Genomic DNA, 22,410 nt, shown 5'->3' on the forward strand with positions numbered 1-22,410 from the left:
TGACCAATTTCAAAGTTCCCATAAACCCCTAAAATGCGCACGGCTAGAGGATGAGGCAGAGCGACGGAGCAGGTGACAGGCCCTTGGAAATCAATAAGAAACCAGCCTAAACCTACCCGCCCCTACCTTGTCAGCGCTACTTATGGCGGCATACGGACCTGCAATGTCGCCTTTTACAACGGGAAGCGGGCAGACGGATCGCCTTGGTGGGCAATGAGCGACATCGAGATTCCCCAATTGGCGATCGACCATTATGCGGAACTGCGCCCGCCGGAGTGAGAATACGTTCCCTCTTCGCGGCAGATCGAATCTCTGTCATGTTCTTTAAATGTTCTCTGACAACAAAAACGCGCTCTGACGCGCAGCGGCCAGTTGCGATTTACGCGCTACAGTAAACGGGACAAATTTGGTGTCCAAGATCCTGTTTCTGATTCAAAGTCAAAGACATCCAGCTTTGCTTCGTAGGCTTAACTTCTTTGGGTTACATCCAAAGCCATATGTTCGTCTCACTTTCTACCTTCTCTCACGAGCAACCAGAGGAAGTATATACCTCCGATGCTAACAGTCATGATGCCGACGGGAAGCTGTGTTTCGAATGCGTGCTGGGCAGCATAATCAGCGGCGGCAAGAAGACCACTGCCTGTCAGCGCTGAGGGAATAAGCGCCACACCTGCCGAACGCGTGATCCGACGTGCAATCTGTGGGGCAGCAAGCGCAATAAACGAAATCGGTCCAGCGGCAGCCGTGACAATAGCCGTAAGTGCAACGCCTAGAATCATCAACTCCGCCCTCGTGCGATTGGCACCTACCCCAGATGCGCGCGCTACATCATCTCCCATTTCGAGTTGTCGCATTGGTCGTGCAAGAAACATCGTCAAGGGCATGATAATGAGAAGAGAAATTGCAACGGGCACCAGCTGATCAAAGCCCAAGCCATTGAGCGAACCAGCACCCCAGATAGCAGCTGACATCGCCACATTGAGATCAGCCACCTTTATCATCCAGCCATTAAAGGCGGATAACATAGCTGAGACGCCAATACCAACAATGATCAGCCTAAAGCCATGCATACCACTGCGCCAAGCCAGCATATAGACAGCAAGTGCTGTAATCACGCCGCCTGTAAGTGCTCCCGTAGCAACTTCATAATAGCCGCCAGACAAAAGCAGGATAACGATCAATGCACCTGTATAAGACCCCGCTGCAAATCCAATGATATCCGGGCTACCAAGCGGATTACGAGTCAGCGATTGGAAGATCGCGCCGCTCATGCCCAGTGCTGCACCCAATACAATGGCCAGCAGAACACGCGGCAATCGCCACTCGACAACAATCATCCGCACCATATCTTCACCCTCACCACGTATGGCACACATCGCATCAAGGATCGGAATTTGGTAACTGCCACTGGTGAGCGATGCGATTGCGACAAGCAAAATCAAAGCAATGAGAGCAAATCCAACCAGTAGTCCACGTCGATGCAGGCGAAGAGAAAAGCGGCCTCCAAAGAAGCGAATGACCGCGATATGGCTAGTCACAACAAGTATTGAAGAAGGTTCTGTCATAGTCCGCTCACCTTCCTGCGTCGTGCCAGCGCAATGAGTACTGGCGCGCCAATAAAGGCCGTCACAATGCCCGCTTCCAGCTCTCCTGGATAAAGCACTAGACGTCCGACAATATCGGCGCTGAGTAGAAGGACCGGTGAAAAAATCAGCGTGAAGGCAACAATCCGCCGCTGATCGGGACCAGTAAACCAGCGCACCATATGCGGCACCATCAGACCAACGAAACCAATCGGACCACAAGCAGCGGTTCCAGCACCCGCAAGCAGTGTTACAGCAATCACGACAAGAATACGCGCACGCAAAATGCTGGCTCCCAATGAGCGCGCAAGATCATCACCCAGCGCCACTGCATTGAGTGGGCGCGCTGCCAGAAATCCAATAACAAGACCAGCGAGAACAAACGGAGCAACGCGCGTCACAACATGCATGTCGCGGCCAGCAAGCGAACCAATCGACCACATCCGCAGCGCATCAAAAGTCTGAGGATTAAGCAATGTCATAGCAGAGCCGATACCACCCAACACAGCAGAAAGTGCCACGCCAGCCAGAACAAGCCTGATGGGTGTTGCACCTTCTCTTCCGCTGGCACCCAGCGCATAGACAATCAGCGTGATGACAATGGCACCGGCGAAAGCCGCCCAGATATAAGTATCAATCGACTGCCAGCCCAACAGGCCAACGGCCAGCGTGACGAAGAGAGCAGAACCAGCATTGACGCCCAAGATGCCGGGGTCGGCCAAAGGATTGCGTGTGGCAGCCTGTATCAGTGCACCAGAAACACCAAAAGCAGCACCGCATAGAAGTCCAAGCAGAGTACGTGGCAGGCGATAATCAAGCAGGATAATTTGCTCGGCTGATGATCTGTTCTGACCTGACAAGGCCTGAAGTAGCACATCAGACGAAAGCATCCGCGTTCCCACAAGAAGGCTGGCAAGGCAAACCAAAGTCAGCAGGCCCAAACCGCATAGCAAAAACAAAGCCAACACCTGCCTTGTCAGAGCAGGAGATTTCCCAGGCAGTTCCGAGAACCGGGCTTTACTGACCTGTTGCCTCTCTTGCCCCTTGTTAAGCCGAACAACCAGGTGCGAGAGAGAACTGGCCCTATCCCGCTCTGTCATGGCTGCATTCTCTTTTTCATGCACATTAGACTCGCGCTTGTCCTTCGACCCAGTAGCCGACCGCTGTGATATGATCCTTGTGGATATTGCATGTTGTACGAAAATGTTTGCGGCATTCGGCTACTGCTTTAGCCTCCCCGGCAATCCAGACATAAGCGGATTTTTCGGGACATGACATTTTCTGTGCAATACTCGGGAGCTGTGTCGCTCTTTCTGCTTTGCCAAACGTTTCGTGCCAGCGGACTGTTAAATTATCCTTGCGGCCAAAATCAAGACGATCCTCAATTAACGGAATCTCAGCATGGACGATGAGACGACGATCACGGCATTCATCAACAATACGTGCAATTGCCGGCAATGCGCTATAATCCCCTAAAAGAATGATGTCACCTTTGGGCGGCGGTGCAAAACGCGACCTTGGAAGATAGATCTCTATCAAATCACCTTCAATTGCATGTTGCGCCCATTTCGTACCAATGCCGACGTCATGCATGACGAAATCAACGGTTAATTCGCAAGTATCCCCGTTCCAGTGACGGACGGTATAATAACGTCCACTTGAAACTCCATCTCCATTGACGAATGTCAGCCAGATAAATTCGTCCGGCACGCCCGTGCTTTGGAAAGTTCGGAGCTCTTTACCGCCCAAAACAATGCGGGTCATCGATGGGCTTAGAAATGTCCGAGACAGAACGGTCGCCAATAACGGTTCCATGCTCATTGAATGCTTTCTATTTGACGCAGAACCGCATCTTCAAGACGGGCGACAAATTGCGGAAACCCATAGGGGATAGAGAGAACACTCGGATTACACGCCACCCACATAGCCAACGGATCATCGAGTGCAATATAGCCTCCGCGTGCAACAGGCGCGTATCGCTTAAAGAGTTGATTGGCTTCAAGCTCTTCACGGGCACCGGGCGGGAACCAAAGGATCAGAAGATCGGTTTCCATCGTATCGAGCAATTCAAGACTGATGCTAGTGCCGATTTTCTCCTGCATTGTCGCGGCAATGGATGTAACGGCGGTCGCAGGACGCAAACCTAAGTCCAGCAATGATGCAACGCGGCCATCCGTAGGGAGATAAAAGCCGAGAGCATTACTTCCGCTAAAATAGTCACCGAATATGAATGTGCGATCAATTATTGCCGGATGTGCCTTTGCTAAATGGCGCAATCGTTCTTCTGTATTTTTGATCAAAGCAGCCGCTTGATCATCCTGCCCCGTTGCAGAGCCTACAAGCGTGGTGATTTCTTTCCAATCGGCCTGTAACGGGCCTGATCTATAAGCGATAGTGGGTGCAATACTTTGCAGACGCCGCCAGTCCTGTTCATCAATATTGGTGCGTATGGCTAAAATAAGATCAGGCTTGAGCCTGGCAATAGCTTCAAAATCAACGAGCCCCTGATTTAATAAAACCGGACGAACATCACCTATTTTTTCCGCCACCCATGGCAATAAACCATCGTTAAACTGACTATAACGCGGCATCGCTATGGGCATAATGCCAAGCGCCAGTAAAGCGTCTTCACCACCCCATCCCAATGTGACGATGCGAACGGGTTTGGAGGCAATATCTGTCTTCCCAAAAGAGTGGGACACTGATCTTGGAAAACTATCCTCGGCCGACACAGCCAAAGCCGGCCGCCCAAATATGGCGGCCGTCCCCAGTGCTGTGAAAAGAAAAACGCGTCGGTTCAAATCAGACGAATTCTTTTTAATCATCAACCTACCTCAGAACTTTGACTTGAGGCTGAGCGTAAAGGTGCGCGGGTCACCATAAACGCTGCCCCATGCAGGCGCTCCAATCGTCTGATAGTATTTTTTGTCAAACAGGTTGTCGACAGTGAGTGCGGCTTGAAGATGCTCGTTGAACTGATAGCCAATACGGGCACTGAAAATCGCATAAGGATCCTGCACAACTTCAACAGTTCCAACCGTACGGCTCGTTTGTGACTGGAAGCGAACACCGCCTCCCAAACTCAGGCCCTCCAGTTGATCAGTGAAACTGTAATCGCCCCAGACCTTGACCAGATGGTCAGGAGAATATGTCGGGCGGAACATATTGTCCTCGGAACCCTCCAGCAATTTCTTGTGTGTGTAAGTATAAGAGGCCGCAAGCTGGAAATTGGGGAGCACCTCACCGCTTGCTTCAATCTCGATACCCTCACTGAGAACCTTGCCGCCGGCAATATAGCATTCACCATCCGGCGAAGTCCCGCACGGATAATTGTTGTCATCAAATATTGCGCGATTTCTCGTTTCGCCCCGGAAGAGCGATACGGAAGTATTAACCCGTCCGTCGAGAACGCTTCCTTTAACTCCAACCTCATAATTATACCCAAGAATTGGGTCAAGGACCTGACCTGAAGCATCAATATAATTCTGCGGCTGGAAAATATCGGTATAGCTCGCATATACCGACCAGGTGTTATTCAAATCATAAACAACACCGGCATATGGCGTGAAAATACCATTTTCTTTATAGGGAGCAGTCGATTGCAGGCCTGTATCGCGATCTTCAGAAGTGCTCTTGTACCAGCTCACACGGCCGCCAAGGATAACCGTGAGAGGATCAGTCACACTCAGACGTGTCATGCCATAAAGAGCCTGCTGCTCGATTTTCGTCCGTGTATTACCGCCGCGAAAGCGATTGGCGATAATGTAATCATTATCCACTTCAGGAATTGCTATCGGATTGAAAACGTCCTGTGCAATCCCCAGTGCTGCAATCGAGAAGTCATTATTGCTGACCAGACGGTTGGCACTTACGCCAAAAAGGACTTCATGTGTGCGACCGAACAGATCAACCTTTCCGTCCAGATAGCTGTCAAACGCGACATTGGATGTTTCCATGTCAAAAATGCTGGCATACATTTTTGACCCCGTCAGGGTAGTCGGGTTAATAGCCCCTTCCGAAAACTCGTACTTAACATCGTGCTGCTCACGCCAATAATCAACAGATGTTTTCCATTGCCAGTTATCATTGATCTGATGGTCGATATCGCCAAACACTGAGACCTGATCCGTGTCCCATGTGTTCCATCTCTGGCCAAGGCATGTATCGCGTGAAAGCCCGATATCAGAACCATCACTATAGTGAGGCAGCCCGTGGAAGCATGGCGTCGATGTGCGGCGCTTATAGCTGCCGCCGATAGCAACCGTCGTATCTTCGCTAATATCCCCCTCAAGTATGCCGTAGAGGAAAATATTCTGGCTCTTGGCAAGATCGGTGAAATATTCCCTGTTATTAAAGGAACCCGCAAACCTGCCACGCAACGAACCCGTTTCATTGAGCGGGCCTGTTGCGTCCAGTTCGGTGCGATAGTTTTGATAAGAACCTATGTCCTGAGTTATCGAAAACTGCTTCTTATCAAGCGGGCGTTTTCTGACCATGTTCACAGTCGCACCCGGATACCCGGCACCTTGGAGCAGGCCCGGCGCACCACGTAGAACCTCAACGCGATCAAAAGCCGCCATATCCTCGCTAAAGCTATTTGCCTGCGCGTAGAAAGTACTGCGCGCAACGCCATCATACTGCATTGTATCGACAATTGATCCACGTGAGTAAACGAATTTCGATCCCATAGGACTATCGACGAGCGTGATCCCCGGTGCATCTTTAAGTGCATCTTCGATGCTCGCGACATTACGGTCATCCATTTGTTTACGCGTCACAACAGATACCGCTTGTGGAATGCGGCGAATGTCTTGGGTACCTTTACCTACGGTCGCCTGGTTTGTGGTGTATGAACCACTACCTTCTGTAGTTGCTCCTTGACCCTGGACGGTAATCGTTCCCAATAGAACCGAACCATCAGCCGCTACATTACCGGTGTCTGATGCAGGAACAGAGATCGCAACCGTTCGTGAGTTTGGAAAGGAATAGATAAGGCCAGAGCCATCTAGAATTTTTGAAAGCGCTTGTTCACGAGTTGCTGCCCCAGAAAAACCCCGAGATGCTTTGCCTGAGACACTTGACGCAAGATATGTAACCTGAACACCAGCCTGCCGCCCGAAAGTTGTTAATGCACGACTAAGAGAGCCTGCCGGAACAGCAAAGGAGGTCTGCGCCTGCGTTTGCGCAACAGCCTGGCTATGGGCGGTCATGATGCCACCGCTGAATGCTGTTGAGACCAGCAGCGTTGCCATCAACGCCTTACTAAAACTCCCGAAACGCTTATTGCTGATGCCGCGCGCCATGGCTTGTAACCCTCTTAAATGCTTCAAATCATACAGAGGACAGACCATGTCTGAGCTTCAGCGAATTGCTGCCCCTATTACTGTTACAATCGGGGCAAAGAAATTTTCACCTTTTAACTCAAGTTTTTGAAATTTAATTCAAAGCGAGGAAACAACTGTCAAAAATGACGAAATCTGGCGCACATGCGCGCCTGCTGGATGGACGACTGCTTGAAGAGCAAGAAGCGGATCGTTGAGATCAAAAATACCGCTGACCCGCAGATTACCGATTGATGGATCAGCAATCACAATACGCCCGGGCATCCAGCGCCCAATACGCGCAACAAGCGCTGAAATTGTCTCTTTTTCTGCAATGACAATATTATTGCGCCACGACGCAATTTGATCTTTTTCGCGTTCGCCACGTGCGATACTGCCTGATGCAGGATCAAAAGTAACCCACTGTCCCTGCCCAAGCTCTACACCCGTTTCAAGCGCCCGATCTGATGACCGCACATCCACAAGTCCATGGTCAACCGAAACAGATAGAACGCCAGCATCGCTTGATACATCAAATGCTGTTCCGAGTGCCGTTGCATTCAAGCTCCCAGCAACCACTGAAAACGGATGGTTCGGGTCACTCTTCACATTGAAATATGACATGCCAGCAAGCAGATGGATTATCCTGCGTTCGTCGCTAAAAGACAACGCGATAGCACTGTCGGGGCCCATAGTTGCAACGCTCCCATCAGGCAGATCGATCCGACGTATTTCACCCTTGGCTGTGACATAATCAGAGCGAACTCGAAGAAGCAGGCTGGGGCCGAAGGTATAGAAGGCTGCGCCAGCACCCAACACCGCTAGTCCGCCGACCATAAAATTGCGACGGCTTAATCCGAGGCTCTCCCGACGCTCGATCCGGCGCTTCTCTATAAGAATGCTGCCGGATACACCGTGGACCTTCGCGACACGCGTCCAAGCTTCTTCGTATTCTATCCCGCGAGCGCGCCATGCGCGGATCATCTCGACCGCCACTGGATTTCCAGAATCGTTTTGTAAACGAATAATCAGATCAATTGCTTCATCAAGCAATTGTTTCTGATCCGGCGTTGTTTCGTTCATCTGTACCCTTTCGGCGGAAGTTCCGAAATTTGTCTGCTTCTATCTATTTATACAAACGAACAATACGATTTTTCACTCAGCGCGAGAATTAAATCAAAATAGGTCCACGCGCCCAACCAGATGGCGATATGCGTCTCTGATCAATGTCCACGCACGGGTGGTTGAAATGCCAAGTTCTTCGCCAACTTCCGCAACCGTTCTCTCGCCCAACCGATGCATCTCGAAGGCGAGGCGTGTCCGCTCTGGTAATTCTGAAAGAGCCAGATGTGTTTGCATCAGACACTGTTTCGAATAAATAATACGCTCCGCGGAAGGTGCCGGATCTGCGAGCCTGACTACTTCTTCATCATCAAGGCTGGTTGTCTCTATCAAAGCCTCACGTTTTTGATAGTTGATACCTAGATTACGAGCTGCCTGATAAAGGTAAGCTTTGGGATTATGGTTTTTCATCCCGTCGCGAGGAGGTGTTGCGATCACGCGTAGGAATGTATCCTGCGTGAGATCAACGGCCGTTTCCTGATTAATGCCACGGCGATGTAAAAATCGCACCATTCCTTTGGCGTGTCGGCGAAACAGATCCTGAACGTCCCAGCTCAATTTAAGCCTGCCCTTTGCTTGCATGCGCTCAAGAAATCTGGTGTAAAGCCAGCAAACGAACGGCAAAATACAAAAGCCCCGACAGCGGACTTCATTATGTCTCCAAAACATCGTTCGGTTAACTTAAGCGACATCAATCATCCTCATGCAGCAATTGCTACAATCTGGCTTTTTATTCGCAATTGAAATTTCAGCGCAAGTGCAATCATTTAGATCCGTTCTAATCTGCAATCGGTTGTTTGACAAAACTGGTGTGGAATATTCATATTATTCCATAGGATATATGGAAATGAGCGCCTCACTCTTGAGATGAAAGTTATAAGTTGTCGCTATAGATTCATAAACAATGTTGCATGGCGGCAACGAGTTTCTCGACCATCCCATGTAAAAGTTAGAATTCACGAACTCGGCAAAATGTAGAGAGGACGTGATCGGATCATTGGTGATACTGCTCATTTGTAATTTGCAGAGATCCGATCTTGTAATCCGGAACAAACGCAGAGCTTGGTGGAAAGCAGATTGTAAATTGGATCGTGGATAGAAGTCGACTTCATATATGCAGCAGTAACTTGAATTGCTTCATAATCGGTTCTCGTGGTTGGATCGTTTGATACGAATTGCCTACCCCCTTAGTTATGCAGGGTTTTATCGACTGGAAGCACCGACACTCAACGGCCATTGTCTGTGTAACTGGCGCAGATTTGGTGTCACGAACTGTTCCGTTACATGCGCTTTCCGGAAGATTTTGACGTAGAGTCAAGAACATTAGAAGCGGCATCAAGCCAGACGTCCACCTGCGCCTCTTATCCAGAGTCGCCGACACGATTGTCATGTTTCCGATCGCGCTAGAACTCGCTCTCATCGGAGCATTCATCGAACCGCCACCATATCGGAATTTCCGACGCGACTAGTTTGCCGCAATGAACCCGAGCAGCGGCTTTGCGCGCTTGGAACCGATACGTCTCACAACGCTTGCGATAAGGAGATTTTGCTTTAAGGATGAACCAAACAACTGTCAGATAATCTTTAAAACGTATTAGCGATTGAAGCGGCAACTAGGACAACAACATGAACTGCGCGCAATTTTTTTAGGACTTGGGACAGCAATTTTGTTGTCTATAAGCAGCCAGTCAGCGCGCGCCCAAACATGTGAGCTCGCCGATATCCTCTTTAACAGAGTTCAGCTGGAAATTGTGGAGCATGATGACTATGAAACGGCAACTGTTCGCACTATTGAGGGAAATAGTGCGAACGATAAACTCGGAAAAATTGTTGGGGAGATTTACGCGGATCGTGGCGCTTACGTCTTGCAGAATACAAAGGGCGAAACAGTGGGACTTATCGATCCCGATTTTGTTGTCGACCCCTTTCAGGATTGCGATCGGAGTGAGACCTTAGAAATCGTTCCCGTCCGAGACGGCAGCTACATCGTTTTAAGTGGGAAAACTCCGGTGGGCACAATTGCCGGTAGATTTCCGGATGCCGATTTTAGCACGGAAGAACACGAAAAACACTCTCCACATGTCAGTACAGATGGGTTTTCGAATGAAACCACTGTTTTCACAGACGGACAGATGAAAAGCAAATGACAAATTTGGCGTATCCAAAGAGCAGAATATATTTTTGTTGAGCTATGCTGACGTTTTACAGGTCCCTTATAAATACAACAATAACAAGTATTATTTTGGAACTATAGTTGTTGATATAATGGAGAATGGAAGAATTGTTAACAGATCGTCAGGCTCGCTGCATTGCATATTTAAGAATAACGGTGAAATACTGGATGTAGCTATCGCAAGATGATCCAGTTCTGTATTAAAAATCATCAGCCTTAAAGCTTGAATTTTATCGGAATGAAGCGACTTGATTAGTCACTTCATTGTCCGACTCTGACCAGATTTAAGGTTACTGAGTTGTAAGCCAAACCTTTGACATAGATTGAAGCAAGCCTGACGCAAGTTTCACCCTTTATCAAACCATTGAGATAGCTAGGGGGCTTGCTATGGGACTTTATGGAATGATGCGTACGGGCGTTTCAGGAATGAACGCTCAAGCAAATAAGCTAAGTGCAGTTGCGGATAACATCGCTAACGCCAGCACCAACGGCTATAAACGCTCAACTGCCGAGTTTTCTTCACTGGTATTGCCGTCAACTGCTGGCAACTACAATTCCGGAAGTGTTACGACAGAAGTCCGGCACGCCATTAGTGCGCAAGGCGGATTAAGTTTCACAAGCTCGACAACCGATCTCGCGATTGACGGTGCCGGTTTCTTCGTTGTTCAGGACAAAAATGGCACGCCTTTTCTGACGCGTGCCGGATCGTTCGTACCAAATTCCGATGGCGATCTGATCAACCTCTCTGGCTTTACGCTTATGGGATATCCATATCCGTTCAGTGGCACAGCCAATGGTTTCGATGGAATGGTTTCTATCAATCTCGATCAAAGCAGTTTTTCGGCCAAACCCACCACCAACGGTACGTTTTCAGTCAATTTACCGTCCGAGAGTGAAAATATCGGCCAGGCCATCGTCAATTTAAGGCCGTCTGAGAACAATCAGTACAGCGCCTGGAACTACAAGAATGCTGTCACAAGACTTGATCCGTCCAAAGGGCTCTCCACGACTGAAACCTATTTTGCGAAGACGGCTGACAACCGTTGGGAAATAACCGTTGTCGATACATATGGTGTGACACCTACTGGTTTCCCATATGATCTTGCAAGCGGCAACGTAGAGCTTCACGCTATAGAGCTAGAATTTGATCCTGCGACAGGGGCTTTACTGAGAAGTTCCCCGGTTACTGAAACAGTTCCAGGAGATGATTTTAAATTTGATCTTTCCCGGCTTACCCAGGCCATCACAGGCGGAAGCTCTCCGCAGCTGAAGGTCAATATGAATTTTCCTTCAACCGCGAATGAAATTGACACCACTAACGGGGAGAAATCTCCATCAGAGAACACGACCGATTCTGCTTTTACCGGCTGGGTGACACTGCGTGGTTATTCAGGCTTTCCGCAAAGCGTATCGCTCAATCTATATTATGCAAAAATTGGTCCTGACACTTGGGACGTGGCAGTGTTTGACTCAACCACCGCAACCAATAATGGCTCATCGCAGCAATTTCCGTATGGAAATGCAGGCAGCCCGCCTCTCGGCCGAACGACGCTTCAGTTCGACCTGTCAAATGGCCGGTTGATTAGCGGCGGCGATCTCACTGTTACCTTATCGAATGGCGAAGCATTGCCAATTGACCTCAGCGACAGCATGTCTGTCGCGGATTCAACGATGATGCAAAACGAAGGCGTGTTCAGTTCGCTTAATCTTTCCACCACAGCGCCAATCATAAAACCAGCTGTTCTGGGACAGACGCCAGCCCAGAACACCGCGGGTAGCACCTTTTCGCAGAAGACGTCGCTGATCGCCTACGATAATCTTGGTGCAGCAGTTACGCTCGACGTATATTTCACAAAAGGTGCCGATCTTAATTGGGAAGTTGCAGTATTCAATCGTGCCGATGCCGTTGCCTCTGGCGGCTTCCCTTATGGAGTAGCCGGAAGTCCGCCACTTGCCACATCGCTTATGCGCTTTGATCCGCAAAATGGAAAATTGCTTGAAGGCGGGGTCGTTCTGCTCACCATTCCAAACGGCGAAACAATGTCGCTCGACTTGAGTGCATCAACGCAGTTGGCGGCAAATTACCAGATCTCAGTTGCTGAACTGAACGGCAACGCGCCAAGTTCAACAACAGACACGTTCATTTCCGATGATGGTATCGTCTATAGTCGCTACGCTGATGGCAAAATGCAGGCCCTTTATCAGCTTGCAATTGCCAGCGTGGCAAGCCCCGATAAAATGAGTGTACAAAGCGGCAATCTTTTCACACCCTCTGCTGACTCAGGCAATGTCACAATCGGTTCAGCGGGCAGCGGTGGGCTTGGCAAAATCAAGACCGGAACGCTCGAAAGCTCGAACGTTGATATTGCACAGGAATTGACCGATATGATTGAAGCCCAGCGCAGCTACACGGCAAATTCCAAAGTCTTTCAAACCGGATCGGAACTTATGGACGTGCTGGTCAATCTGAAAAGATAGCCGCCCTTATCCGTACCGGACCTGAGGTGACTTGCTACTGTATTCGCCAAGGATTGTAATTTATGCCAATAAAGCATCGTTCATCTGCCCAACGCTTTACTGCAATCACAATCCTTCAAGCCTACCAGTTCAAATCTGCCCCTACATCGAAACCCAATTGGCTTATGAACAAGTTGAGGGCTCAATATGAATTCAAAACGTCTGTTAAAGACACTTGACGGTTATGCCGACTTGATGAAAGCCCATTATACTTTCTCCGGAAGCCACAAGCTTCCAGGCTCAAAGGGAATGATCCGTGAGAATGCGGTCGTAGACTTTCTAAAAGAGTTCGTGTCACGGAACTGCGAAGTAGCTTCAAATGTTTTTGCCGTAACGCTTGGCGGCAAGGAATATGACCGAGAACTTGATATCGTATTGTTCAACTATTCATACGGAGGGTTTTGGAAACTCGATACGTTCGGGGTGAACTCGATTTGCAGTTTTGAAGGTCTTCGTCTTGTCATCGAAGTCAAATCAACCATCGACGCCACGACCCTCGCTGATGCACAGAAAAAGGCGAAAGCGCTACAAGATTTTGCTTCTCAGGCAGAACTCAAAGCTCCTCCATTCGTTCTCTTCGGCTACAAAGTGGCAGAAGAGTCCAGAGACTGGTATGGTATTGATTCAATTAAAGAGAAAGCCGCTTATGATCAGTTGCATCTCGACGGCGTGGTATGTCCAGACGAGTTCTGCTACTTCTCGTCGGCTCATGATTCATTTGCGATGGGCTTTCAACAAGGCATCTCTGCTCGACTTGCCGATTATGACGGAACAGTTCAAACCAGAATAATTGCGAAACGATTTGCCGATAGTCGAACAGCTCACGAATATACCCTCTTAGGAGACACCCCTGGTACAAGGCTCCTAGCTCTTGCCGCCTTTGCATCACATTGCAGCGAGGATGGTACAGGGATCGACGGGTTGCTGGCAGCTGCACTCGACCCAAGCCATAATCCTATCATGGGAATCGACTAATTCTGCTTACCGAGGGCCCCATTTCAAAGTGACTATTTCATTTGCTAAAAGATGAGTTTGACACCAGCATTTCTTCAGCACCTACAGCAAATTCATCTTTAGATTGTCAATCAAGAATGCTTGCTGCGTTGTTCAGCGATAGTGGGACTATTCTCCTATCCGAAAGCGTTGAAAGGCTGGTGATGGTAGCCAATCTTAGATCCAAAGTAGTTTCGATCGCAGCTTCAGACCTTATTGCTGACGTCGGCCGACAATATTCAAATCTCCAAAGCAGCCATTTGTGTAACAATCTAGGCGACGTGACAACACATCAGAAAGCGCTGGCGGCGATTGGCCTAATGCTCGCTCCTAAAGAAAATGCCTCACCGCAATCTTATCCCGCATTTGTTTTTAATCAACAGATCCAGCAGACGTTCAGACGGGAAGTTAGTAATATCTGATGGACGATTTAATCGGCATCTATTCGCCATGCATTCACTGCATTGGAGATTTCGTTAGATTTCCTAATGCGCCACACCTGTAGGTTGTGGGCAACCGCGAGCTGGCAAGCAATGTTTTCTTGAAACTTGGCCTGATATCTCAGGCTACGGATTGCAAATCGGTATTGTTCCCATGGCCAATCTACATTGCCTGAAGGAAGCTCTGGACGAGTCCGTCCGAAGTTCCGTAACGGTCTGATCGCCAAACGCCATGCTCGCACCCAACTGGGTGGGTCCAACCAGATAAGACTATCCGCATATGGTATTGCGTAGGGTAATAAGCTTGGTCCACCCTCTAATATCCATGCATCGCTACGCAAAGCCTGAAGCAATTTGGACTCTATTTGGGATTTTGGACGTTGTTCCCAGTTTTTGGTGAGTTTAATGTTGTCAAAGGAAATTATTGGCACGTTGGGTCGAATTGCCGCCAATCTTGCCGCGAGGTAGCTCTTCCCTGCGCCATTCGGGCCAGTTACGATCAATCTCTGCAATTCACGATGCCCACCATGAAAAGAACAAATAATGGCGTCTGCTGACTAGTATGTACAGGATACATGATTTTGCAAACGCTGTAATTGCCTCTAACTGAATTTATCTGTAACGCCAGACAACGAGCGAAAGTCGGCAGCTCTCGGACATTGAGGGCTTGAGGTCGGACCCATGTGAAGCCGAGTGCGACCGCATGACTAGCCACGGAGGCGCGGATTGTGGCTGCGTCGTTGCGGCCCGGGGCAACATCTCGGCGACTGCACGCTCTGAAGGTTTGGATCCTTCGCAGCCTTAGGGATGGCGTCGTAAACGCTTGCGTCTGGTGTAGTTTCGCCAGTAACGTCGGGAACGGCTAGTTCGGCCAGCTTTGCGCGTCATGAAAAGAACTTTAGCGCTTCGATGGCAGCAGACAACACTCGGTCAAGGGGAAAGCATATAAATATTTCCCGTTGAAGCGGCCAAGATTTAGCGCTATCGAAATCTCCGGGTTGGGTTTTCAAATGGCGATATTGCGAAATATTCGAAATGGCTATCGGGCCACGAGTGCCGTCTGCTTAGTAGCGTCAGCACTGACTTTCTATTCGTCTTCTCAGTTCGAGGCTGTAAAGCTTGCTTTCAACTTTTGGGATCCGCTTTCTATAACGGAATACCGTCTAAACCGACTGACTACCGACGATTATGTTGCTGAGATTAATGCTTCGCTCGCAGAGGACGACATCGCGGAGGCCAGCAATCTCGTCGCCCTCGCTCGGGCACGCGGTCACATCATACCCGACGAACTCGCCGAAAAGACAAAAGAAAGTCCATTCCAGTTCGGACTTCGAACTCTACAGGAGTTTGTTAAGGGCGCGACGACCGGGGAGGCTACATCGGCAACAGCCATTGGCGGAGCGATGGCAGCCGATTATATTGGTGTCGGCGATGTTCGTGATGCGGTCGTGCAAGGTGGCTATCTCGTTCAAGGTCAAGACTACGACAAGATCACCCTCGGCCTCTCACTTGTCGGACTGGCGACAATTGTTCCAGGAACTGGCGCTGTCGATCTCGGCGCATCCGTTGTCAAAACTGCCAATAAAGCTGGAAAGCTCTCCACCCCCCTTCGAAACCGAGTGGGGAAACTGGCATCGGAAATGGTCAATGTGAGCGCGCTTCGGAAGGGGCTTTCTGAAGTCACGTTACCGTCTTTCCGAACACCCGCCATCAAAGAATTGCGTTCAACGATTTCGGACTTGAAATGGTCAGCCGTTATGAAGGGCGACTTCTCGAGTTTGCGCACTCTTATCACCAGCATGATGCCAATTGACGTCTCAGCAGCCAAGTTGAGCTTCAAGGGTGCAATTAAGCCGGGTGTTGCTTCGGAAATTGGGTCATTGGTTGGCGATGCGTCATCGATAACAAAAGTGGGCGGGATAAAATCCACCTTTCGCATTCTGGAGCACGCAGACGACGCTAAGGAGCTTTCGCAATTTTCGAAGCTTACTGCCAAGTTCGGCGAGCAGACTTCCGCCATCGTGAAAATGCTCGGCAAAACAGCCATTAAGCTCGGCAAACTGGCTTATTGGATAACAGCCCTCATGATTGGCGTTCTAGGCTGGCTTCTTTGGGCCGGTTGGCTTGCGTTCTCGATAGTGCGCGGGATTAGCAGATTGTTGGCCAGAAAAGGCGGGAAGCATGAATTTCAGCAGAAATAAATCGACCTTGGCTTTAATAGCAGCTGGTGTCGGAGGAGCGGCAGTAGCCGGCTTCGGGCTATCCATGGGCCGCGATATTTACAAAGGCGCCAAAAAGAATAGCGGCAACCTGCTTCTATTACTCTCTGTGATTTTTTGCCCATTTATCGGAGGTCGCGAACTTGTTAGAGGACATGACCGTGGCGTTCTGGGAACGTTTTTTATAACCTATATCGGCAGCATCTTACTTATCGCCATTGGCTTTATTTCCGCTTCGATTCTCGCATTCGAAGGCCTAGCCGTTACATCTAAAGAAGCCGAAGCAGGCGGAGTGATGATACTTTCAATCATTATCGGCGCAGCTGTCACGGCATTTCTCGCAGGGATAGGTCTCCTGGTCGGGTTCTATCAGCGTTCTAAACGTCTCCATGCATTCGCGGTCAAACGGCACAACGAACGATTTCTGACTGAGCTTGGCTTCAAGGAAACAGATGGCAAGGATATCACCCATTACGCGCCTGACGGCCAAGGATTACGTTTTCTGGAAGCTCATCCTGGGAAGCTTGTCTTCATGGCTGTTGGCAAGCGTGGAAAACGAGCTTTCATCGACCTCGATGAAGATGGCAAGATGAAGTCCTACACTGGCATCGTATAATCGACCGAATTTGAATTGAGGAGGAATTTTCATGGCAATAGATCAATCGGCAATTGAAAAAATGACGCCTGAACAGAGAGCGCAGCTCTGGGTGAACGCCCAGAAGCGACCTGAGAACGGCGGAACTGAGGTAATCGAACTTCTGAAGTCATCAGGTTTGCCCATTCGCACCGGGGGGCTTTCTTTCAGCGACCCCGTTTGGCAACGCATGGAAGAGATAATCTGGTCCCCCGAAGCAAGGCCGCTGATGATCGAAGCCACCGCTAAAGGTTACCCGGCGCTTGCTGGCGTGGAACCGCTTCTAACGCGTGAACTCGGAGACCGATACTCCCCGCTTGATCTCGGAACCGCGAGCGCCGGAGCCATCGTGGCTGAAGTCATGAAGATACTTGGTTACCGAGAGCTTCGTAAGGGGTCAATGCCTGAAGGCTCGGTCGCCAAGACCGGTGCGGTTTGGGGATGACCCCTCGGCCCAATTTTCAAATCATTTGTATTTGCTGATGGCAGAACATCGGAATGGTTCGATTACATTTCGTTAGATTGAGTGGACAGACCTACTGAGACGCTTTCATTACTGAAAGCGTACTTTGAGTGGCCACAAACAACATAAAATACGATCGTGAAAACCCATCCTCATCAACTCGTTAGTGGCACTACTCTGAAAAATTCAAGAAATACTGAGGCATCATGCAGGATCGATACGCAGGCGATATTGGTGACTACGTCAAACTCGCTCTTCTCAGACAACTCGCGAGAGATCGAAATCTCGGCATCGCTTGGTATCTCTATCCAGATGAAGGCCATAACGCCGACGGACGTCACATAGGATACCTTACCCTTCCAGACCGCTGGCGCTATCTTGATCCGGAGCTGTTTGATGCCCTAAATAGTGTGGTCGACGGTGTTCGTTCAATTCGGTCGTTGGAAGCCACGGGTCTAATTGGCAATCAGTTTCACCGTTCGCCGCTGACTTCATGTGATCTTCCGTGGCAACAGCGGTCAGCGTGGCGGCACGATTGGTTCAACGGAGTCGTTGCTAGTATGGCCTCCGCGGATCTTGTATTCGCTGATCCCGACAACGGCTTGGTCGACAACAACGATAAGCGGCGTTCGAAGGCAAAATTCTGTAAATCGATTTCGCTACACGAAGCAATAGCTCTCGCTGACAAAAGGCCGGCCGTTATCTATCACCATAACACGCGGCGACCTGGTGGACATGATCTGGAAGTCGACTTTTGGCTTTCGCAGTTTGACACGAAAGCTATAGCAATTCGGGCGAACGCATACAGCTGTCGAACGTTCTTTATATTGAACCCGGACGACGAATTAGTCGGACGTGCTCATGATTTTTGCCATACGTGGCGTGATCATGGAGTGCGTTTCCATTCAAACGAATAGCGATATTAGTCCTTGAAGCCGATTGCGGGGAACCATGAATAGCCAATTGATTTGGGCAGTGGCAGGAGCGTTGATCTTTGGTTCCACGACTTTAGCTCTTGCTAAAGAATGGTGGCACGACACCTTCATTCAAGACGGTAGCGGTACGTGCGAGGACAACGATAGCCTTCGCACATATTCCGCAAGCGAAATTTACGGCTGGGAAACGAGCTGCAAAATAACCAAGACGCAGCGGATCAATGGGATCGAGAATGCCGTCATCCTAGACCTTGTATGCGGTGGCACTGACATGACCCCTGAGACATATAAATCTCGCGAATTGCTCGTAAAAGATCAGGATGGGATCAGAGTTTATCCTGAGGGCATCAAATTTCAGACCTGTAGCTCAGTGAAAGTCAAAAATGCGATTCAGCAAGAGACGGCACAAGCGATTTGTCCGATAAGTCTTAGTATTCTGAGGTCAGATCCTCGCGATGATGGCACATATCAACTTCTTGAATTCAAGAATGGATTTCTGGATGCACAAGCAACGCTCACCGGATACAAAAACGACGAGCCGATCTGGACGACGAAATCGCACGCGACTTGTTCCAATGGCGCAGTGATATGCCGAATGACGTTTAAGACCCGGGCGGGTGAGGATTATCAAGAAGCCTATCAGCCTTTGACGGTCGCAGACCAACCTTGGGTCGTTTTTGCAGAACTTCGCCAGACGCTATTCCTAAAGGAAAGGAACCCTGCATACGAACGCAAAGCTTACGGCGGTATCGAGGTCAATTTCCTGAATGGTTATGAGCCGGCCATCGATGAAATGATCTTGCCGGAAAACGTCTATAAGTTTTCGAGATGCAGCGCTGCTGAGGGTGCCACCGACAATCAATAAAGCGGTCTTCAGATTGGCCGATCTTCGGTCTAGCCACTAAGTCAGCTGTTTGCAACAATGTGACGGCCAACCCCGATACAACGGGTGTTCGCTTTCCACATGTTGCTTGATTGGCTCCTTGGCACTTGACTCGGACGTCGCAGGATCACGCTATTGGTCATGTACATCGGGTTTGGGAAACGACAAGCGTCCGGTTCAAAAAGGTTGAAATCGGCTCAACGAGAGCGACCGTGCATTCGTGCTACTCAACGCAAATGTTCTCAAGATGAAGTTGGCAGAGGTCACGTCCTCTGCATCCTAGTCCCCTCGTAGAAGCCATCAGCGGGGTTAAGCCATCCCTTTCTTTCGTGAGCCCAAATGAAAATGGTTTCTTGTGAGCCTCTTCCAAGATCGCAATGAATGGGGCGAATTAGCCAATCGCCTCAGCCCAAAAGGAATGACGGCCACCTGCCCTCTCGCAATTTCATCCCGCGCCGACGTGAGGATGGCATCATCTGATTTCAAACCTTTTGCCTGAAACAGCCAATCAATGGCCGCTTTCAACTTTGTGGTGGACGAGTGTCCGGTTCTCCCGCTGCGACAGCAGTGATGACTTGCTTCGCACACGGACTCCGTTCGTCAGAAATTTGTGGGATGGTATCGAGAAGCTCGACCCCGCACCGAAAGAGAAGCGGCCTTTCTTCTGAGCAAACTCCAAGCCGCTAATAATTCAGACGGCGTTGGATCTCATTTACATTTTGGCAAATTTTCCAGCATTCGCCCGACCAATTTCGAGCCTTCGAACAGATCAGGCGTATAGCGCCTCTATCACATTGGTGCTCTTTTGGTGATGCGTGCCTCACCCGCATTGTTGCCGTTCTGCCACATCAGAACTTTTTGATGAAAAGGTGTAAATATCTCGGCGTTTGAAATGTATCTACATGGGCGAGCGATCCTGCCCGCGATTTCGATCAGGAGAATCCATATTTGGATCGTATCAAACGCCCTTTCATAAGCCTGCCCTATCGCAAGCGCCGCGATGCCTTTATTCGCTGGCGTTGGCGGATATTGCTCGATACTCCCATCTATGGGGGTCAATTCACCAGCCAATTACGTTTGGATGAACAGGATTACAGCTCGGATTGGTTCGATTTTCTGTTTGTTGGCTCGGACGGCCAAACGGTTTGGAATGCTTTCATTATCACCGCCCAAGCCGCGTTTCTCGATGCTGACCACTCGGAACGTTTCGATACTTCCGAAATCTACGAGTGTTTCAAGATTGACCAGAGCTTTCCCAAAGAGGTCGGCTTGGACATCGTTATCGACGAACCCTTTATCGACCGCAGAGTGATTGAAAACGCCATCCGTCACTTCCGGACGTTGGGCGAGGTCGAATGGATTAATCCCGTCCCAGTGCCGCAAGAACATCTGCTGCCCGAAAGGAGGATTCAGCATGGATGAAATGAATGTCGGCAAAGTGGGTATCTTCTGGTTTGTGCAGTGGCAGGGCCGGATCAGGCTTCTGTCTGCTTCCTGTGCCGTGGCAGACGGCGAGCCTTATGGCGATATGATCACCTACGCTACCGGACATTATTCAACCTGGAACCGTTGGAGGCGATCCAAGGCTACGCCGATGGAACGGGGCATTTCAATCGCATTTGAATACGAGGAATGGCCACGCGGTCGGATTTCTTATTGTCGAACTACGGGCAGATTTCTGCTTCTGTGCGATCGAAAAATCATGCGTGAAGATCTGTTGTCCTTGATAAGAGGCGCGTTCGAGCTGCCTGAAGAGCAAGTTACAGTTGATGGCGACCCGCATTATCGAAGTGTTGAAAACTTGGCTTGAATCGAAACAGATGATCGATATAGCAGGGCTATTGGGGGAAATATGAAAGTTTGCATTCATCGCGGTAGCAATCAGATTGGCGGCTCTTGCGTCGAGCTCGAGCACGACGGAGCAAGAATCCTCGTTGATTTAGGGCAGCCGCTTGATGTCGATTACGAGGACGCCGAACTACCTGCAATATCCAATATTCATACCGTCAAGGGCGTCGTCCTGAGCCATGGGCATCGGGATCACTGGGGCTTGTTGCCAAAAATAGATAAGCAAATTCCAGTCTATCTCGGACAAAAAACCCTATCCATTTTGAAAGCTGCCGAACCATTCGTGCCAGGAGGTTATGCGCCTCCTCATGCCATCACCTATTCACACAAGAAAACCTTTGAGATTGGGCCTTTCCACATCACACCGTATCTTATGGACCATTCAGGCTTTGATGCGTATAGCCTGGATATCGAAGCTGGTGGAAAACGCGTTCTGTATTCAGGCGATGTGCGTGGACATGGTCGCAAAGCCAAAATGTTTGAAAGCTTTGTCAATTATCCGCCCGAAGCCATCGACGTGATGCTCATGGAAGGCTCCAGCCTCGGACGATTGACCGCATCAGACAGATTTGAAACAGAAGCCGAGATAGAGGAGCGCCTGCGAGAAGCGATTACGAGAACGCCCGGTATGCTTCTGGTGGCCTGTTCTTTCCAGAATATCGACCGCGTGGTTAGCGTCTATCGAGCGGCCAGGCGAAATGGTCGCCAGCTTCTGGTCGATGCTTATGGAGCGGAGGTGCTCAAAGCGACAAAAACCGCGTCGATCCCCAAGCCTGCCGACGGCTGGGACGATGTGAAGGTTTTCATCCCACAGTTTCAGCGACGCCATCTTGTCAGAAGCGGGATCGCTCACCTTGTCGACGGCTATAAGGGCCGACGAGTTTTCCCCGAGGAATTGAAAGCCGTTGCCTCCAACTCGGTAATGATCGTTCGGCCATGGATGATTACGGAATTGTCCCAACTCGGCGCACTAGAAGGGTCGAGAGCTATCTGGTCACAATGGGACGGATACCTACAGGAGGAATCCGGAATTAAGTTTATCGCCACTTGCGAAGCCTTAAATGTCCCCATGGAGACCATCCACACGTCGGGGCATGCTGACATTCAGGATTTACAAAGATACGCAAATGCTGTGGCCCCGAAGAGACTAGTTCCCATTCACACATTCTTCCCCGAACGGTTTTCAGAACTTTTCAACAATGTCGAACCTGCAAGCGACGGCGACTGGATTGAAGTCTGAACTGAGAAAAAAGATTCTCAGATTGATCTAACAACCCGA

The 22,410-nt window shown here is 49.7% G+C and carries 19 protein-coding genes; 11 read left to right on the forward strand and 8 right to left on the reverse strand.

Annotated elements, in window-relative coordinates; translation table 11 throughout:
• Window positions 1-506 precede the first annotated feature (506 nt).
• From QSJ70_RS16260 to QSJ70_RS16290, 7 genes are all read right to left on the reverse strand, one after another.
• Entirely contained in the window at window positions 507-1,565 is a 1,059-nt protein-coding gene (locus tag QSJ70_RS16260) for a FecCD family ABC transporter permease (RefSeq protein WP_285537849.1), read from the reverse strand.
• A complete protein-coding gene (locus QSJ70_RS16265) occupies window positions 1,562-2,683 on the reverse strand; it encodes a FecCD family ABC transporter permease (protein ID WP_502871688.1) in 1,122 nt (373 codons plus the stop codon). Before QSJ70_RS16265 ends, QSJ70_RS16260 begins: the two co-directional genes overlap by 4 nt.
• A gap of 25 nt (window positions 2,684-2,708) precedes the next feature.
• Window positions 2,709-3,404 (reverse strand): siderophore-interacting protein, encoded by a 696-nt coding sequence (locus tag QSJ70_RS16270; RefSeq protein WP_285537850.1) that lies wholly within the window; start codon window positions 3,402-3,404, stop codon window positions 2,709-2,711.
• A complete protein-coding gene (locus QSJ70_RS16275; RefSeq protein ID WP_285537852.1) occupies window positions 3,401-4,408 on the reverse strand; it encodes an iron-siderophore ABC transporter substrate-binding protein in 1,008 nt (335 codons plus the stop codon). The genes QSJ70_RS16270 and QSJ70_RS16275 overlap by 4 nt, the downstream gene beginning before the upstream one ends.
• 9 nt (window positions 4,409-4,417) lie before the next feature.
• Window positions 4,418-6,886 carry a TonB-dependent siderophore receptor gene (locus QSJ70_RS16280; RefSeq protein ID WP_285537854.1) on the reverse strand — a complete coding sequence of 823 codons (2,469 nt, stop codon included), beginning with the start codon at window positions 6,884-6,886 and terminating at the stop codon, window positions 4,418-4,420.
• Between the two features lie 138 nt (window positions 6,887-7,024).
• A complete protein-coding gene (locus QSJ70_RS16285; RefSeq protein WP_285537856.1) occupies window positions 7,025-7,987 on the reverse strand; it encodes a FecR family protein in 963 nt (320 codons plus the stop codon).
• Between the two features lie 93 nt (window positions 7,988-8,080).
• Complete coding sequence (locus tag QSJ70_RS16290; RefSeq protein WP_285537858.1) at window positions 8,081-8,584, reverse strand: sigma-70 family RNA polymerase sigma factor; 504 nt, start codon at window positions 8,582-8,584, stop codon at window positions 8,081-8,083.
• Window positions 8,585-9,627: 1,043 nt separating this feature from the next.
• Between QSJ70_RS16290 and QSJ70_RS16295 the strand changes: the two genes are divergently transcribed.
• The 7 genes from QSJ70_RS16295 to QSJ70_RS16325 all read left to right on the forward strand — a co-directional run bounded on the left by QSJ70_RS16295 (window position 9,628) and on the right by QSJ70_RS16325 (window position 17,447).
• Window positions 9,628-10,173, forward strand: coding sequence for a hypothetical protein (locus QSJ70_RS16295; protein WP_285537860.1), 546 nt, complete (start codon window positions 9,628-9,630; stop codon window positions 10,171-10,173).
• Between the two features lie 413 nt (window positions 10,174-10,586).
• Window positions 10,587-12,677: a flagellar hook-basal body complex protein gene (locus QSJ70_RS16300; RefSeq protein ID WP_285537862.1), complete on the forward strand. Its 2,091-nt coding sequence runs from the start codon at window positions 10,587-10,589 to the stop codon at window positions 12,675-12,677.
• A 186-nt stretch (window positions 12,678-12,863) separates the two neighbouring features.
• Entirely contained in the window at window positions 12,864-13,691 is an 828-nt protein-coding gene (locus QSJ70_RS16305; RefSeq protein ID WP_285537864.1) for a DUF6602 domain-containing protein, read from the forward strand.
• A 41-nt stretch (window positions 13,692-13,732) separates the two neighbouring features.
• Window positions 13,733-14,131, forward strand: coding sequence for a hypothetical protein (locus tag QSJ70_RS16310; RefSeq protein WP_285537865.1), 399 nt, complete (start codon window positions 13,733-13,735; stop codon window positions 14,129-14,131).
• A 1,028-nt stretch (window positions 14,132-15,159) separates the two neighbouring features.
• Window positions 15,160-16,350 carry a hypothetical protein gene (locus QSJ70_RS16315; RefSeq protein WP_285537867.1) on the forward strand — a complete coding sequence of 397 codons (1,191 nt, stop codon included), beginning with the start codon at window positions 15,160-15,162 and terminating at the stop codon, window positions 16,348-16,350.
• Window positions 16,331-16,984 (forward strand): hypothetical protein, encoded by a 654-nt coding sequence (locus QSJ70_RS16320; RefSeq protein ID WP_285537869.1) that lies wholly within the window; start codon window positions 16,331-16,333, stop codon window positions 16,982-16,984. Before QSJ70_RS16315 ends, QSJ70_RS16320 begins: the two co-directional genes overlap by 20 nt.
• 31 nt (window positions 16,985-17,015) lie before the next feature.
• Window positions 17,016-17,447 (forward strand): hypothetical protein, encoded by a 432-nt coding sequence (locus tag QSJ70_RS16325; RefSeq protein WP_285537871.1) that lies wholly within the window; start codon window positions 17,016-17,018, stop codon window positions 17,445-17,447.
• Window positions 17,448-17,620: 173 nt separating this feature from the next.
• On the opposite strand, the gene QSJ70_RS16330 is transcribed toward QSJ70_RS16325, so the two are convergent.
• Window positions 17,621-17,806, reverse strand: a complete 186-nt coding sequence (locus QSJ70_RS16330; RefSeq protein WP_285537872.1) for a hypothetical protein — start codon at window positions 17,804-17,806, stop codon at window positions 17,621-17,623.
• Window positions 17,807-18,416: 610 nt separating this feature from the next.
• Here QSJ70_RS16330 and QSJ70_RS16335 point away from each other — a divergent pair.
• The 4 genes from QSJ70_RS16335 to QSJ70_RS16350 all read left to right on the forward strand — a co-directional run bounded on the left by QSJ70_RS16335 (window position 18,417) and on the right by QSJ70_RS16350 (window position 22,371).
• The gene (locus tag QSJ70_RS16335) at window positions 18,417-19,265 is read left to right on the forward strand and encodes a hypothetical protein (RefSeq protein ID WP_285537874.1); all 849 of its coding nucleotides are present in this window, start codon (window positions 18,417-18,419) and stop codon (window positions 19,263-19,265) included.
• A gap of 966 nt (window positions 19,266-20,231) precedes the next feature.
• Window positions 20,232-20,705 carry a hypothetical protein gene (locus QSJ70_RS16340; RefSeq protein WP_285537875.1) on the forward strand — a complete coding sequence of 158 codons (474 nt, stop codon included), beginning with the start codon at window positions 20,232-20,234 and terminating at the stop codon, window positions 20,703-20,705.
• Window positions 20,698-21,093 (forward strand): hypothetical protein, encoded by a 396-nt coding sequence (locus QSJ70_RS16345; protein ID WP_285537876.1) that lies wholly within the window; start codon window positions 20,698-20,700, stop codon window positions 21,091-21,093. The genes QSJ70_RS16340 and QSJ70_RS16345 overlap by 8 nt, the downstream gene beginning before the upstream one ends.
• 42 nt (window positions 21,094-21,135) lie before the next feature.
• The gene (locus tag QSJ70_RS16350) at window positions 21,136-22,371 is read left to right on the forward strand and encodes an MBL fold metallo-hydrolase (RefSeq protein ID WP_285537878.1); all 1,236 of its coding nucleotides are present in this window, start codon (window positions 21,136-21,138) and stop codon (window positions 22,369-22,371) included.
• The last annotated feature ends 39 nt before the right edge of the window (window positions 22,372-22,410 follow it).

Origin of the sequence: Brucella sp. NBRC 12950 (assembly GCF_030268145.1) — a bacterium.
GTDB lineage: Bacteria > Pseudomonadota > Alphaproteobacteria > Rhizobiales > Rhizobiaceae > Brucella.